The sequence below is a fragment of the Dietzia sp. NPDC055340 genome, from assembly GCF_053645335.1.
Genome location: NZ_JBSHML010000024.1, coordinates 56,893 through 71,142, shown reverse-complemented (window position 1 = coordinate 71,142; position 14,250 = coordinate 56,893). Strand labels below are relative to the sequence as shown.

Here is a 14,250-nt window from a genome sequence, read left to right as displayed (position 1 = left end):
TTTAACCGGCCCATACTAGTTGCATACTAGTATGATGCGTGTATAATGGAAGTAGAGCGGGCCACAAGGCCCCTCACCCCGAACCCGAAAGGAGCCAACATGGACCACCTAGTCTGCACTACCTGCCTCGTCGGCCTGGTCAACGACGACTGGGTCGCGATCGAGGACAACCACTCGGCAATCGCCACCGCCGAAGCGCTCGGCATGGTCACCCACACCGGCAGCGAGAACCACGGCGTCTACCGCTGCACCGTCTGCGGCGACGACCACTACGGCCGCGCCGAGATCGTCACCGCCGACTGACCCCCACCGCCCCCGCCACCCTGCGGGGGCGGCCCACGGGCGCACGCCCACCCTCGCCAGCCAGGAGAACACCATGAACGCCAGCCCGAAGAAGACCCGCACCGGCTACTACGAGCCCACCGCAGCCAACGCCACCCACCTGCTCGACAACCGCGAGCTCGTCACCCAGGTGCGGTCGGCACTTCATATCACCCACGAGATCGAGCGCCACGACGCCGCCGCCCTGCTCAATGGCCACAAGCGATTCCTCTATCCCCAGATCAGCCGAGTAGCCATGCGAACCCACGGTCTCTACCTCGCCCACAGCATCCCCCAACACCGGGACGACTACAACGGCGACCTGCTCGTCACCGGAGACCGACTCGCCCCCATCCCCAGCCAGGGCTAGTCGACAACCGCCCATCGCCGAGAGGCAGACGGGAAAACCGCAGGTGAGAACCGAAAAACCCCCCACAAGCCACTTGCATACTAGTATCATGCGTGTGCGATAGAAGTAAGCAGAGCCGGAGAGAAAGGTAGAGCAATGGACGATCAGAACTACGAAGTAGAGGATTCCCGCCTCTACAACGGCGACCACATCGCAGGAGTCGCCATGCTGGCAGCGAAGCTCGTCGACGAGCGGCTGCACCCGGGCAGGGGAGAGGACATCTACAGCATCGCCTACATCACCGCGATGACGTTCCGCTACCTCATCAGCGACCCCCGCACCCAGGGCCTCCCCGCCGAGAACGCCCTCGCCGAGGGTGTCACCGTCGACGACATCATCCGCGAGACCATCGCCTCGACCCCGGGCGTTGCCGAGGCGATCATCGCGACCCACTCGACCTCCCCCGTCGTCGATCTCGACGAGTTCGACTACTGACGAGACGCCGCCCATCGCCGAGAGGCAGACGGGCACCACCCGAAAGGGATCTTTCGATGAGCATCACGGTCTACACCAAGCCGCAGTGCGTGCAGTGCGGCGCCACCATTAAGGCCCTCGACAAGGCCGGCATCAGTTATGAACTCGTCGACATCACCGCTGACGCCGCCGCCCGCGACTACGTCATGGCCCTCGGCCACCTCCAGGCCCCCGTCGTCGTCACCGACACCGACCACTGGGCCGGCTTCCGCCCCGACCGCATCAAGAACCTCGCGGCCCACGCCGCCTAAGCCACCCACCAGCAGGGGAGGGGACATCACAATGCACACCATGACCGAGGACCCGCAGGCCACCGCCGACCCGGTCGACGTCGACGACCTCGCCGCCACCGACGACGCCCCCACCGTCCCCGAGCTCGACCCCGAAGCCGCCCTGCTCTGCGCCCTGCTGCACACCACCGACACCGCCGAGGCCCGCCACATCGCCCGCCACCTCACCGCCGACGACTTCCTCACGCCCCGCTACGGCGAGCTGTTCGCCGTCATCGCGGACCTCGTCACCGCAGACGAGCCCCATCACCCGACCCGCGTCCTGGCCGCCCTGACCAGCGCCGGACGCATGGCCGGCCACCACGGCCGACTCCTGGCCGACGCCCTCCAGACCGTCACCCTGCTCGGAACCCCCGCCGTCGGGCTGACCACCCTCGCCGCCGACGTCCTCGACGCCGCCTACCGCCGGGCCTTCGCCGCCACCGCCCACACCCTGACCCGCGCCAGCGCCGAGGCCCCCACCGCCGAGCTGTTCGAGATTCTCCTCGCCCAAGGCCGCGCCATGCGCACCGAGACCGAGCGCCGCGCCTCGCTCACCGCAGGCCCGACCGCCGCCCAGTAACCGTCGGCGACCGACACCACCCAGAAGGGATGATCAGATGCACTCACAGGCCCAGCTCGAGCACCAGGCGCACGACGCCCTGGCAGCACTTGGAGCCACGATCGACCCGGGCACCGTCTCCGACGCCGTCGACCTTTACCTGTGCAAGCACGAGCGGTCGACCGGCCAGCCCGTCGACCGGGACGCCATCGGTGCGGCCGTCGCCGCCGAGGCGATCGAGGCTGCGACCTCATGGCTGCTGACCCTCGACGCGCCGCCCCAGGCGCCCCCGGCAGGGGCGACACCCGTACAGCCGTAGCACCGGGCACGATGACGACATGTACTTGATCGGGACCGGGCCGAGCGAGCTGCACGCCCACATCGACCTCGACCGCCGCAGGCGCGCCCTCGGCGGGGTCGAGGCGTCCGTGGTGTCGACCGCCCACGAGGGCGGGCACTGGTCAGTCGTCGCCGAGATCCGACCCGACACAGCGGGGGAGGGGCAATGACACCCGACGAGGCCCGCTCACTCGGCCGCGCCATCCGCGCCGTCCGCCTCGAGCGCGGACTGTCCCAGCTCAAACTCGCCGTCGCCGTCGGCGTGAAATCCCCCTGGATCAGCGCCTGGGAGCGCGGACAATCAAAGCCCACCGCCCACGGGCCGGCCGCGTCGCCCAGCGCCATTAGCAAAGACCAGCTCGCAGCACTCGCCGAGGCCCTGGACTGCAGCGTCAGTGACATCGCCGACCGGGCGGCGCTGTCGGCCAGCACCCGCCTCATGTTCGGACTCGAGCCACTTGGCGCGGCTCGCACCGTGATCGGTGGCCAGGAGTACGACCTCACCGACGCCGAGGCCGACAAAGCAGCCGCGTTCGTCGCAGGTCTCATCGCCGCCCGCGACCTGCACTGACCGCCGGTGTCGGAGGCCCCGGTTACGGTGCCGGCGTGGACGAGCTGGTGGACCGAATCAGACACGCGGCCGACCAGACAGGCGAGGCACACTTCCTCGAGGTCCTGCGCTGGCACCGCGTCGTCGCCGGCCTTCCTGAGCTCGACTGGGGCGCCCGCGGCGCCTACCGGATCGCCATCACCGAACTAGGAGAGGGCCGTGCCGCCGAACTGCTCGCTGACCTACGACGGCTGGCCCGGAACCCCCGCCGCTACCGCAACGGCGCCGACGGCAAACCCCGCTACCGAGACGGAACGACCAGCGCGCGCCGATACGGCTCCCGGTAGCGCGCCCCCTCCGCTCAGGGTCGGCGCGTACAGACGACACGGCCCCTCGTGCTGAACCCAGCACGAGGGGCCGTGGCGATTCGGTGCGAGGTGTCGCAGATGGCCTGTCAGAGCCAGCCGGAGACCGTCATGTCCCGAATGAAATCGGGGATCCACCAGGCGTCCCCAAAACCGTTAGCCCGAAGAATCTCGAGGTTCGTCCGATTAATCTGCTGCACCGATCCCTGAAAGCCGGGGATGGAGTTGAGCGCTTGAGTTACCGGGTCCATCGTCTACCTACCTGTGATCTGCGAGAACGTCGACGTGGAGGTTACCGGCGGTGACATGTACGCGGGGGCCTCACCTTTGACCACCCGAATATCCATGCGGTGTCTAGGCGAGCGGTTCAATCAGACTGGGGTCAGTGCGGTCCAAGGTGCGCACGTTATTGACCGCCCGGGACACCGGACGGGTTCGCAGGGTCGCCGCGACCGCCCGGGACTCGACGTCGAGCAGGTCGAGCAGATCGGCGGCCTGCTTCTTGCCGATCTTCTCGGGGGCGAGCCAGGTGTCCCACGCGGCCGGGGTGAGGAAGACCGGCATCCGGTCGTGGACCTCGCCGGCCGCGTCCTCGCCGGTGCGGGTGATGATCGTGAACGTCGTCCGCCACTCGGCGTCGTCACCCTCCCGGTGGAAGGCCAGTAGGCCGGCGGCGAGCAGGAGCTCGTCGCCGGGGGCGTGGACGTAACTCGGGTTCTTGACCTTCTTGCCGTTCTCGACGGTTTCCTGCCACTCGAAATACCCAGTCATCGGCACGAGGGCACGCGCCGAGGCGAACGAGGAGCGGAACATCCCGTTCGTCGCCACGCCCTCCAGGCGGGCGTTAATCGGCCGCGGGCCCTTCTCCTTGGCCCACGACGGACGCAGCCCCCACGTCGGCAGGAATCCCTCGCGCACCCGCTGGTCGTCGATCAGGCGATCGCGGATCACCGGCGCCCGCGTGCGAGGGGCAACCGAGTAGGCCGGCTCCCACTCGAACCCCGGATCCGTTCCGTCCAGATCGAGGACGTCGACCAGGTCTGCGCCGGATACGGCTACCGAGTACCGACCACACATGCGGGAGACAGTAGCAAGCGAGAGCGAGATCGGACGCTGACCTGCACAGTTGACGGAATCTGACATTATCGGCACACGATCAGTCGGGAGCCGTGGAACTCACGAATGCACGCGTTTGGCACAGTCTCACAAATCCAGATTGGGGGAGGCGAGCCGTTGTAGCTGACGAGATTCGCCGCAACCACCGAACTGACTCAAAGTAGACGCGCCGGGATCATCGCGTACTTCGAGCCGAACTTGTCGTAGAGCGACTTGATTGAGTCGCTGTCGGCTGCCGACTCGTAGACCGCTCGCCGTACCGCTGGGTCCTTGAGGTCCAGAGCGAGCAGCTCGCCTTCATCCTCGACACCGACGGCGATGATTCGAGCGAATGCACCGCCGTGCTCGTCGGCGTACTGCACCAGAGCCTTGAGCTTGGGAGCGGAGTCGCCCAGGTGTGCCCCGTGCGGGTCGATGATCGACGGACGTAGCTCACCTTCCACGTCGTTGACGAACACGAAATCCGGCTGGATTGACTTCCAGGCGTCGCCGGCCTTGTAGGCCACCCGCAGGGCGTGTTTGCCCGCTGACGGGTTCCGATACCAGCCTGCAAGCGAGTGGTCAGCTATTTCGTGGTCAAGCACCGTCAGTTCCCAGCGGTTTCCGGCCTTCTCCGCGGTGCCGGCCATCTTCTGGTCCAGCGGGTAGGCGCCGGCATCGGTGGATAGCACGTGCTTGCCCACCAGCGGGAGTTCGTTTCCGTCGGTGTCCACGGTATCGACGAGCTCCTCCCGCTTGATTTCGATGTCGACCGGCTCGACACCGCGAGCCATGCCACGGATCTGCTCGTAGATCGATTGACGTGTATCGGGGAGCTTACCGATCTGGCGTGCGTTGCTGATTAGCCAATGCCGAGTTAGGGAGTCAGCCGCGTCCTCGACCACCCTTCGCACGTCGACATCGATAAAAGCCAATGCTGCCACTGCTGCACGCACCGCGGTGATGTCTGTTATGCCCGGCTCGCCAGCCTCGTACTCGGCGTCGATCGCGGCCTGCATGTCGCGTTGCAGGTACCGGTTGACCACCGAAGCGCCTAGCTGCCGACGAAGGTGCCGCAGAGCGTCCTCGACCGTGGCCGCGTCAGCGTCGCGTGAGGTCGTCTCCGACGTGGCTCCGTCGTCGCCATGCGCGGCGCGGATTCGCCGGATGTCGGCGGTCATGATCTGCTTGGCCTCCTCGGCCAGTGCGGAGGCGTTCTCCTCTACCACCATGTCCAGCACATCGAATACCGTCTCGTGGGCGATCTTGTCGGCACCAGGTACCAGGTCATCCTGTGCGAACGCCTGTGCGGACTTGAGCAGCCGTTTGATCGGCCGCGGCGTTGCAGCCGGCTTGCTCTGCGACGGCAGCGACTCGATCAACTCGACCACGGCTTCGTCGACGTGCGGGTTACGCCTCAGCATCACCGGCTTGCGCATCACCTTGCCAACCGCCGCGCCGCGCTGGCCCGAACGCGGTTCGCGGATGCCCATGATCTCCTCGGCGATGATCTTCGCCTTGGCTTTATCGAAGTACGGTAAGTAACACGAAGCGCTGTTGAGCAGTTCGTCGCTGGTCGAGCGGGCCAAGGGGGTCCGCACCATGCGGCCCAGCAACTGGGTCACGTAGGTGTCATTGTCCCCGCTGCTCGGGCGCAGCGAGACGAGCACCTCGGCGCGAGGGCAGTCCCATCCTGTCGATACCGCGTCCTTGGCGACGAGCACTCGGATCCGGTGGTCATCCTCGATGTCCTGCGGAGCGACACGTGGAACCACATATGCACCCACCTCGATCGTCGACCGGTCGCCCAGCACATGCGCCACGCACTGCTCGGGCATATCCGGCCAGTTCTTGCGCACCGTCTCCAGCAGTAGGAGGATTAGTTCATCCTCCTCGCGGCGACCCTTCTCGGTGTCCTTTTCGCCGGCGGCCTTGTTCGGGATCTGGATCACCAGCAGCGGCAGGACCGGCTCGATATCCTGGTCGGCGCAGTAGGCATCCCAGCGCTCGCATATTCCCACGAAGTCCTTGGTCGCATCGCGCACCATTGACGTCATATACTCGCCGTCTTCGTCGGGGATGTCGAGGGTAAGCGTGCTCTTGAGCAAGCCCGAAGCCTGCACGTCCTTCGGGTCAATCGTGACGTTGTCAGGCCTGGTGAACCCGGATGCCTTGTCCATCGCCTCGTCGAACCGCTTTACCGTCGCTGAGATACCCAGAACGATCGGCATTGGCGGGTTGACTCCGTTGCCGGTGATGATTTTTTGCACGATCGTCTGCTCGGTGTTGGACGGTTCCTTCATGCCTTCGTGCGCCTCGTCGAGCACCATGTACAACGTCTTGTCCGGATCGTTAATCGTGTTCGCCAGGATCTCCCAGAACGTGTAGCGCCGCGAATTGCTGTGCTTGACGAAGTCGGCGGATTTGGTCAGCTTGCTGGGATTGATGAAGTAGACCCGGCCGGGCTGCAGTGAGTCCTCCGTGTAGTTCTTGTCCAAGAGCACCATGTCGCCGGGTGCGATGTCGTCGACACAGGTGATGAACCTGCTGCGCGTCTGCTCGTTAAGTGACGGGTCTTTAGAAACCCACAACACCACGGCAGTGGGGTCGGCATCGACGTCGAACTCTCCGCTGCCCCGAAGTAGCGCCTCGATCACTGTCGCCGCAACCACGGTCTTGCCGGAGCCGGTTGTTGCCGAGAGGGCGAATGCGGTCCGGCGACCGCGCTCGTGCCAGTCCGTGCGTGCGTAACCAAGGTCGGTCAAGATCTGCTTAACTGCGCCGACCTGATAGTCCTTCAGCGTCAGCTGCATCAGTCAGACCCTCCCCGTGTTGATCTCGAACGTACGCAGGTACGACTCGTACAGCCTCACCGACTCGACCCCGTCTGGCAGCTGGCCGGCGATCGCCTGATACTGCATTTCGTCATCGGTGACGATATAGGCGACCCGGAGGCCACTGGCATCGGCTACCGCCGACAGGAACGGCTTGGCGGCATCGACGCTGAACAGCACGGCGTAGCGTTCAGCCAGATCGAACATCCCGTTGCGTTCGGTGATGATGCGGCCTTGCGCCCCCGCGCGCATCCACAGCAGCGGTGAGATCTTCCCGAAAGCGAGGTCCAACTCGACCAATGCTGGGTTCTCGTAGGTGAGAGTGAAAAACTCGACGTTCTCCTCGAAGCCGTCGGCCATGGGAAACTCGTCGGTGAATCGGTACTCACCCTTGATTGGCACGCCTTCCGGAGTCTGGCCGGTCACCGCGGCGGCAATCCGGGGCTTTGTGACGCGCTCGCAGATGCCTAAGCAGTCCCACTCGGGATCGCCGGCGCGCAGCCCGCGCTTGAGCAACGCCTCTTCCTCATCGTTGACTTCGTTGTTCGTCACCGAGATGGATCGCCGACAACCACCGTCCTGGCGATTCAAGCGCATGACAGCGTGCGCCGTGGTCCCTGATCCCGAGAAGAAGTCAACGACCAGGGCGTCGGGCTTGTCGCCGATGAAGAAGCGCAAGGCGTCCTCGACCGCGTATAGCGACTTCGGGAACGGAAACTTTCGGCCGGGCAAGATCGCTTTGAGGAGATTGGAGCCGTGCTCTGTCGCATTGTGGCTCTCCCGGTTCCACACGGTCTTGGCCGGCAGCGTGCGCGCTCGCTCGGGGTTGTACTCGATGTTCAAAAATCCCCGCTCGTTCATCCCCTTTGAGATCAGCTCGCCCGACTCCAGACGTTCCATCTCGGCGTTTCGGAGGTAATAAATCGAGCGGGCACCGGTCCGCTTGTTCGGATCGCCAGCTCGGACGTATCCCCGCGAGCGCCGGAACTCGAAGGTGGAGGTATTCAGCTCCCATCGACCTTCGATGCCTCCGCGCTTGAGCGGCCAGACGGCGTCCAACCCAGCAGGCGGTGTGTACGTCGTCCGATCTACATCGAGCGGCAATGCCTCACCGGCGCCGACGACGACGCCTGTCTTCCGGTCGACAAGCACCGGGTAAAACTTCGACGGTGAGTCCGCCCTCAGCGGCCCAGAACCTCCTCGCAACATGCCGCGCCAGATAGGCGACCTGTTCGCGTCGGGCTCGTAGCCGTCAGTAAACAGCATGTCGTTCGAGTACTTCGCGGGCGTTGCGTCTCCGAACTTGACGAAGAACACGTACTCATCCACCCGCGTGAAGGCTGCTACCCGCGAGGCCCCGCCGGGGTTAATCACGCTGCTCACCATCTGAATCCGGGCTTCTGGGAACAGCTGCTCCAGCAGCAGGCCCAGCCTCAGATACTCTTTCTCGTCGATCGTGACGATCAGCACCGAGTCCTCTGGGTTCAGTAGCTCCCTGGCCACTTTGAGGCGACGCTCCATGAACGCTAGCCACTTCGAGTGCGCGTACGAATCACCGGGATCGACGTAGTCGTTGTTGTACTTCCAGTCGTTCGCGCGGGTGTTGTACGGCGGATCGATGTAGATACAGTCGACCTTGCCTCGATTAGTGAAAAGCATGGCTTCGAGCGCGTGATAATTCTCGCCATTGATCACCATGCTGTACGGCTTGTCGCCTCCGCGCTCGACCCTGCCCGTTGACACCAGGCCCGGGTAGATCGGATCGCGGAACTCCGCGATGTAGATCAAGTCCTCGACAGCTCGCGAGACCTCTTCCTTAGTCCGGGGGTCCAGCAGCGAGGCAACTCTGGCCTTTTTCGGGCCAGTGATCCCAGTGACGACCCATGTCGTGCTCGACTCGACCTCGGTCTGGCCGCGCTCGGGTAGGAATCGCGCTTTGTCGCCGACTAGGAGCGGCCGACCGACAAGCGCCACCGATTCCGGCGTGTGGCGCTCGAAGTTGAGGCCGTATTGCCGCCGCGACTGTAGTACTTCCACATGCTTCCGCAGTTCTTTGGCCGTGCCGGGGTCGCTGCTCGCCACTCGGTCGAGAAGGGCCTGAAGTTCGTTGCTCACAAGGCGTAACGGTACTTCGGGCCCGACTGGGGCTGGCGAAGCAGAGGGCGTCATTCCCGAACCGTCGGAGCTCCCCGCTATCCAGGCCAGTCAACTCGGCTTCACCGACCGATTGCTGTTGCACTGAAGTACACCCGTGCGGGACGATACGCCGCCAACCATCGCTGCTGTGTCACAGGGTCCATTGTGGTCGTTATGAAACGTATGACCGTCGGGTCTAGGATCTATTGATACAAATTCCGGGCGAAGGGGTCTTTTCGATGGCTGATCGGGTCGGGACGTTGCTGAACCGTTCTGGTGATGGTGGCGAGGAGGTGCTCATCGTCAGCCGCGGGAACGTGCGGACTCGGTTCCGTCGCCGGGACGAGCTGGGGTGGAACTTCCGGGTGGAGTCGACGGACTCGGAGAACGTCATCGAGCGGAAGCCAAAGCTAAAGCCGGATCCGAAGCCGGGTCGTGAGGCCTCGCGTCCGCGTGGACAGCGGGTGGCGTACGTGCGCGTGTCGGCCGCCGATCAGAACGAGGCGCGTCAGCTCGAGGCGGTGGGGGAGTGCGACCAGGTCTATATCGAAAAGCAGTCCGCTCGCTCGCGTGCTGATCGCGCGAAGCTCGAAGAGTGCATCAGGTATCTGCGAGACGGTGACGAGCTAGTTGTCGCGTCGATGGACCGCCTTGCCCGTTCCCTGGTCGATCTCAAGCAGATCGTCGGTGAAATCACCGCCAAGGGAGCCAGCGTGGAGTTCGTCCACGAACGGGCAACCTACGCCGCCGGCGCCCAGGATCCTCGCGCCGACCTGATGCTCTCTCTACTGGGGGCGTTCGCCGAGTTCGAGCGGGCCATCATCCGTGAACGCCAAGCCGAGGGCATCGCTATCGCGAAAACGAAGGGCAAGTACAAGGGGCGCAAACGCGTCCTGACTGACGAACAGATCAACGAGGCCCGGGCCCGCGTTGAAGCGGGGGAGGGGCCGTCGGCGATCGCCCGCGATCTCGGTGTTGGACGATCCACGCTGTACCGCGCTTTGCAGCGCGTGCACACAAACTGAGGGGCGGTTCGCGCTGTGGTGATCGAGTGTCGGACCCCTGCTGTAGCTTGCGAGAACGCAATCTCCGACCAGGAGGGACCAGATGAGTTCGAGCATGTACCGCAGGCAGCTGGAACAAAAGCGCAAGCAGCGACGAGACGCAGAATCCAAGGTCGGGAACTACAGGACTAAGGAATCGGCCGCCAGGGCAGCCGCCGCCAAGGCCCGCGGTGCAGCGGCGGCCACCAAGAGCTTGACCACCATGAAGAGCAAGATCAGGGAGGCGGAGCGTAAGGACAAAGAGGCGGAAACGGCAGGTAAAGACGCCGCGCAGTGGCAGAAGAGAGTGGACAGCTACTCAAAACACGAGCTGGATCTCCAGGCGAAGTTGGAGCGAACACAACAGTCAGAGCTTGAGGCTGCGGAGCGTAAGCGCAAGGAGGCAGAGGAAGAAGCTGCGCGTAGGGCTGCTGGCGAAAAGCAGGCGTTCAGCTCGCGGCTCAGTCAGGCAGAAGATGCGGTAAACGAGGTAATGCGCTCAATGCCATCGCCCAAAGCGGAAGTCCTCAGAATTTTACTGCTTGGCGCCGCATCCGAGGGGGACCTGAGGATCGGCCGAGAGCAAAAACGGATTCGAACTGCAGTTGAAGCTGCGCTTCACCGTGATCAAATTCAGTTCGACGCACGGCCCGCCGCTACTACTGCGGACTTGATGGACGGAATCACTAAGTTCCGTCCCCACGTCGTTCACTTCTCAGGCCACAGCAGCAGTGCTCTCATCGTCTTCGAGGGAGACCGAGATGAGCAGCACGACGGCGTGATAGTGACTGCACAGGCATTCGCCCGAGCCATGCAAGCCACTGACAGTCCACCCCTGCTCGTTCTCTTGAACTCGTGCAACTCGGCTCCGCAGGCTAACAACCTAGTTGAGGAGAAGATCGTCCCCCTCGCCATCGGAATGGCAGACAGCATTGCCGACACCGATGCCATCAACTACGCCGCACAGTTCTATGCAACCATCGCCAATGGTCAGTCAGTTCGTTCTTCGCATCTAGCAGCTCGGGTAAGTCTTGAGCTTGACGGTCTTGAGGGCTACGAACTCCCTACCTTGACTTCCGCCGACGGCGTAGATCCAGCCCAGGTCATCCTCGTCAAACCGACCGAATAGCGCTGCTATATCGATTCTTCCACTGCGCAATCCCGGGTTCGTGACGAATGCATGTACCGCGAGTGCCTTGGATCGAATCCGGCTGCGTACTCGTGGGCACGCAGGCTGCAGGTGATTGCGGTTTCCCTTGCTGGGTGGCTGCTAGCTGGGCTTAAGTCCGAGTCTTGCGTGTCGCTGAAATACTCCGACGTCGACACGGCAACTTTACGTAACGTCTGGATTCCGGCGCAAGAAAACCGGTGGGAGCCTAGCGATCCGCCGGTGCGGCCTTTTGGCGCGGGCGGGTCAATCAAGATTTGAGTACTGGGGCCGTGTCGAGTGCGAGTGCCATGCTGAGCAGCTCGACGGCCGCGGTGATCGCGAGGGTTGCTGGATTGTCGCTATCCCAGAGGTTGGACTGCTCATGGCTGGGGAAAGATCAATAGCATTAAGCCGTGCGCGGACACAACATCGCCCCCCGCCTGCCGTTCCCGGCTGGGTGGGAATGCTGGGCGGGGGGCGTGCGGGCACGGCCGGCGGTGGGGCGTCAGCCCTGGTCGGTCGCCAGCTTCCTCAGCGACTCGGTGGGGGCGAAGCGCTCGCCGTACTTCGCGGCCAGTTCCTCGGCGCGGGCGACGAAGCCTCTGTAGCCGGTGGCGACCTTGGCGCCCGGCTCGGAGTAGTTCTTCGCGTACTGGCGGGTGCCGCCGGTCCACGCCGGGAAACCGATACCGATGATCGAGCCGATGTTGGCGTCGGCGTCGTCGGTGATCACTCCCTCGTCCACGCACTTCTGCGTCTCGAGGACCTCGGCGAAGATCATGCGGTCGACCAGATCCTGTAGCGGCGGGGCGTTGTCGGGAGAGGTGTTGAACGCCTCCCGCAGGCCCGGCCAGAGTCCGCCGCGCTTGCCGTCGGCGTACTCGTAGAAGCCCGCGCCGGCGGCGCGCCCGGACCGCTTGATCTCCTCGACCATCTTCAGGACGACGCGGTCGGAGGAGTTGGGGACGTATTCCTTGCCCGCGGCCTCCTCAGCCTCGCGGGTGGCCTGACGGATCTTGACCATGAGGTTGAGGTTCAGCTCGTCGGAGAGCTGCAGCGGCGCCGCCGGGTAGCCGGCGATCCGCCCGGCCTGCTCGATGGTGGACGGTTCGATGCCCTCGTCGAGCATGCCGATCGCCTCGTTGACGAAGGTGCCGATGACGCGGGAGGTGTAGAAGCCGCGCGAGTCGTTGACGACGATCGGGATCTTGCGGATCTGCAGCGTCAGATCGATGGCCTTGGCCAGCGTCTCCGGCGTGGTCTTCTCGCCGCGGATGATCTCGACGAGCTGCATCTTGTCGACGGGCGAGAAGAAGTGCAGGCCGATGAAATCCTCCGGCCGCTTGACGCCGGTGGCCAGGTCGGTGATCGGCAGCGTCGAGGTGTTGGAGCTGAGCAGCGCGTCGGGCGCGACGATGTCCTCGATCTCCTGGAAGACCTTCTTCTTGAGATCGGGGGACTCGAACACCGCCTCGATCACCAGGTCGCAGCCGGCGAGCGCCTGCGGGTCGGTGGTCGGGGTGATGCGGGCCAGCAGCGCGTCAGACTTCTCCTGTGTGGTGCGGCCCCGCTCGAGGGCCTTGGCCTCGAGCTTCTCGGAGTACGCCTTACCCTTGTCGGCGGAGGCCTGCTCGACGTCCTTGAGGACGACCTCGATGCCGGCCTTGGCGCAGACGTAGGCGATGCCGGCGCCCATCATGCCCGCGCCGAGGACGCCGACCTTGGTGAACTGGGTGCGCGGGATCTCGGAGCCGTCGGCCGCCTTCGGGCGGGCGCCACCGGAGGAGCAGTGCTGCATGTCGAAGAAGAACGCCTGGATCATGTTCTTCGCGATGGGGCCGGTGACGAGGGAGACGAAGTAGCGCGCCTCAATTTTCTCGGCGGTGGCGAAGTCGACCTGGGAGCCCTCGACGGCAGCGGCCATGATGGCCCGGGGGGCGGGGGCCGGGGCGCCCTTGGTCTGTTTGCGCATGTTGGCGGGGAACGAGGGCAGGACGCCGGCCAGCGCGGGGTCGTCGATCGTGCCGCCGGGCAGCGTCCAGCCCTTGCGATCCCACGGCTGGGTGGGCTCGGGGTCGGTGGCGAGCCAGGCCTTGGCGGCGTCGATGAGCTTCTCGGGCTCGACGACCTCGTCGACCAGGCCGGCCTTGAGGGCCTTGTCGGGCGCGAAGGAACGGCCGGACATGAGGATGTTGGGCACGGCCTGGGCGAGGCCGAACATCCGGACGGTGCGGACGATGCCGCCGCCGCCGGGCAGCAGGCCGAGGGTGACCTCGGGCAGTCCGACCTTGGCCCCGCGGGCGTCGGCCATGACGCGATGGTGGCACGCGAGCGCGAGTTCGAGGCCCCCGCCGAGGGCGGCGCCGTTGATCGCGGCCACGACGGGCACGCCACAGGTCTCGAGGGCACGCATGCGGCCCTTGATCCCCATCGACCGCTCGTACAGTTCGTCGGCCTGCTCAGGGCCGGCCTTGATCATGGACTTGAGGTCACCGCCGCCGAAGAAGCTCTTCTTGGCGGAGGTGAGGACGACTCCCTTGATGGAGTCCTTCTCGGCCACGATGCGGTCGACCGTGGCGGAGAAGTCGTCGATGAAGCGGGAGTTCATCGTGTTGGCGCCGTGGTCGGGGTCGTCCATGGTGATGGTGACGATGCCGTCGCCGTCCTGATCCCACCGGAACATGTTGTCGCTCACTGTTCTTG

15 protein-coding genes are annotated in these 14,250 nt (G+C 64.7%); 11 read left to right on the top strand and 4 right to left on the bottom strand.

Translation table 11 applies throughout. From position 1 onward, the window contains the following. Window positions 1-99 precede the first annotated feature (99 nt). The 9 genes from ACWIFB_RS15870 to ACWIFB_RS15830 all read left to right on the top strand — a co-directional run bounded on the left by ACWIFB_RS15870 (window position 100) and on the right by ACWIFB_RS15830 (window position 3,271). The gene (locus ACWIFB_RS15870; protein ID WP_378002107.1) at window positions 100-303 is read left to right on the top strand and encodes a hypothetical protein; all 204 of its coding nucleotides are present in this window, start codon (window positions 100-102) and stop codon (window positions 301-303) included. A gap of 73 nt (window positions 304-376) precedes the next feature. Continuing rightward, window positions 377-691 (top strand): hypothetical protein, encoded by a 315-nt coding sequence (locus ACWIFB_RS15865; protein WP_378002106.1) that lies wholly within the window; start codon window positions 377-379, stop codon window positions 689-691. Between the two features lie 135 nt (window positions 692-826). Further along, a complete protein-coding gene (locus ACWIFB_RS15860) occupies window positions 827-1,165 on the top strand; it encodes a hypothetical protein (RefSeq protein WP_378002105.1) in 339 nt (112 codons plus the stop codon). 56 nt (window positions 1,166-1,221) lie between these two features. After that, window positions 1,222-1,455 carry a glutaredoxin-like protein NrdH gene (gene nrdH, locus ACWIFB_RS15855; RefSeq protein ID WP_061230154.1) on the top strand — a complete coding sequence of 78 codons (234 nt, stop codon included), beginning with the start codon at window positions 1,222-1,224 and terminating at the stop codon, window positions 1,453-1,455. A 40-nt stretch (window positions 1,456-1,495) separates the two neighbouring features. After that, window positions 1,496-2,056 carry a DnaB-like helicase N-terminal domain-containing protein gene (locus ACWIFB_RS15850; protein WP_454058751.1) on the top strand — a complete coding sequence of 187 codons (561 nt, stop codon included), beginning with the start codon at window positions 1,496-1,498 and terminating at the stop codon, window positions 2,054-2,056. 37 nt (window positions 2,057-2,093) lie between these two features. Next, entirely contained in the window at window positions 2,094-2,354 is a 261-nt protein-coding gene (locus ACWIFB_RS15845) for a hypothetical protein (protein WP_070721487.1), read from the top strand. A 19-nt stretch (window positions 2,355-2,373) separates the two neighbouring features. Next, the gene (locus tag ACWIFB_RS15840; protein ID WP_454058750.1) at window positions 2,374-2,544 is read left to right on the top strand and encodes a hypothetical protein; all 171 of its coding nucleotides are present in this window, start codon (window positions 2,374-2,376) and stop codon (window positions 2,542-2,544) included. Next, a complete protein-coding gene (locus ACWIFB_RS15835) occupies window positions 2,541-2,945 on the top strand; it encodes a helix-turn-helix domain-containing protein (RefSeq protein WP_378002103.1) in 405 nt (134 codons plus the stop codon). The genes ACWIFB_RS15840 and ACWIFB_RS15835 overlap by 4 nt, the downstream gene beginning before the upstream one ends. A 35-nt stretch (window positions 2,946-2,980) precedes the next feature. Continuing rightward, complete coding sequence (locus ACWIFB_RS15830; RefSeq protein ID WP_454058749.1) at window positions 2,981-3,271, top strand: hypothetical protein; 291 nt, start codon at window positions 2,981-2,983, stop codon at window positions 3,269-3,271. A 372-nt stretch (window positions 3,272-3,643) separates the two neighbouring features. Here ACWIFB_RS15830 and ACWIFB_RS15825 read toward each other — a convergent pair whose 3' ends face one another. From ACWIFB_RS15825 to ACWIFB_RS15815, 3 genes are all read right to left on the bottom strand, one after another. Then, window positions 3,644-4,366 carry an SOS response-associated peptidase gene (locus tag ACWIFB_RS15825; protein WP_454058748.1) on the bottom strand — a complete coding sequence of 241 codons (723 nt, stop codon included), beginning with the start codon at window positions 4,364-4,366 and terminating at the stop codon, window positions 3,644-3,646. A 194-nt stretch (window positions 4,367-4,560) separates the two neighbouring features. After that, window positions 4,561-7,197, bottom strand: coding sequence for a DEAD/DEAH box helicase (locus ACWIFB_RS15820; RefSeq protein WP_378002100.1), 2,637 nt, complete (start codon window positions 7,195-7,197; stop codon window positions 4,561-4,563). A gap of 3 nt (window positions 7,198-7,200) precedes the next feature. After that, window positions 7,201-9,333: a site-specific DNA-methyltransferase gene (locus tag ACWIFB_RS15815; protein WP_378002099.1), complete on the bottom strand. Its 2,133-nt coding sequence runs from the start codon at window positions 9,331-9,333 to the stop codon at window positions 7,201-7,203. Between the two features lie 260 nt (window positions 9,334-9,593). On the opposite strand from ACWIFB_RS15815, the gene ACWIFB_RS15810 reads away from it, so the two are divergent. Then, the gene (locus tag ACWIFB_RS15810) at window positions 9,594-10,379 is read left to right on the top strand and encodes a recombinase family protein (RefSeq protein ID WP_454058747.1); all 786 of its coding nucleotides are present in this window, start codon (window positions 9,594-9,596) and stop codon (window positions 10,377-10,379) included. Window positions 10,380-10,461: 82 nt separating this feature from the next. Next, window positions 10,462-11,526, top strand: a complete 1,065-nt coding sequence (locus ACWIFB_RS15805) for a CHAT domain-containing protein (protein ID WP_378002098.1) — start codon at window positions 10,462-10,464, stop codon at window positions 11,524-11,526. Between the two features lie 526 nt (window positions 11,527-12,052). Here the strand turns inward: ACWIFB_RS15805 and ACWIFB_RS15800 are convergent. Continuing rightward, complete coding sequence (locus tag ACWIFB_RS15800; protein ID WP_454058746.1) at window positions 12,053-14,242, bottom strand: 3-hydroxyacyl-CoA dehydrogenase NAD-binding domain-containing protein; 2,190 nt, start codon at window positions 14,240-14,242, stop codon at window positions 12,053-12,055. Window positions 14,243-14,250: the final 8 nt, after the last annotated feature.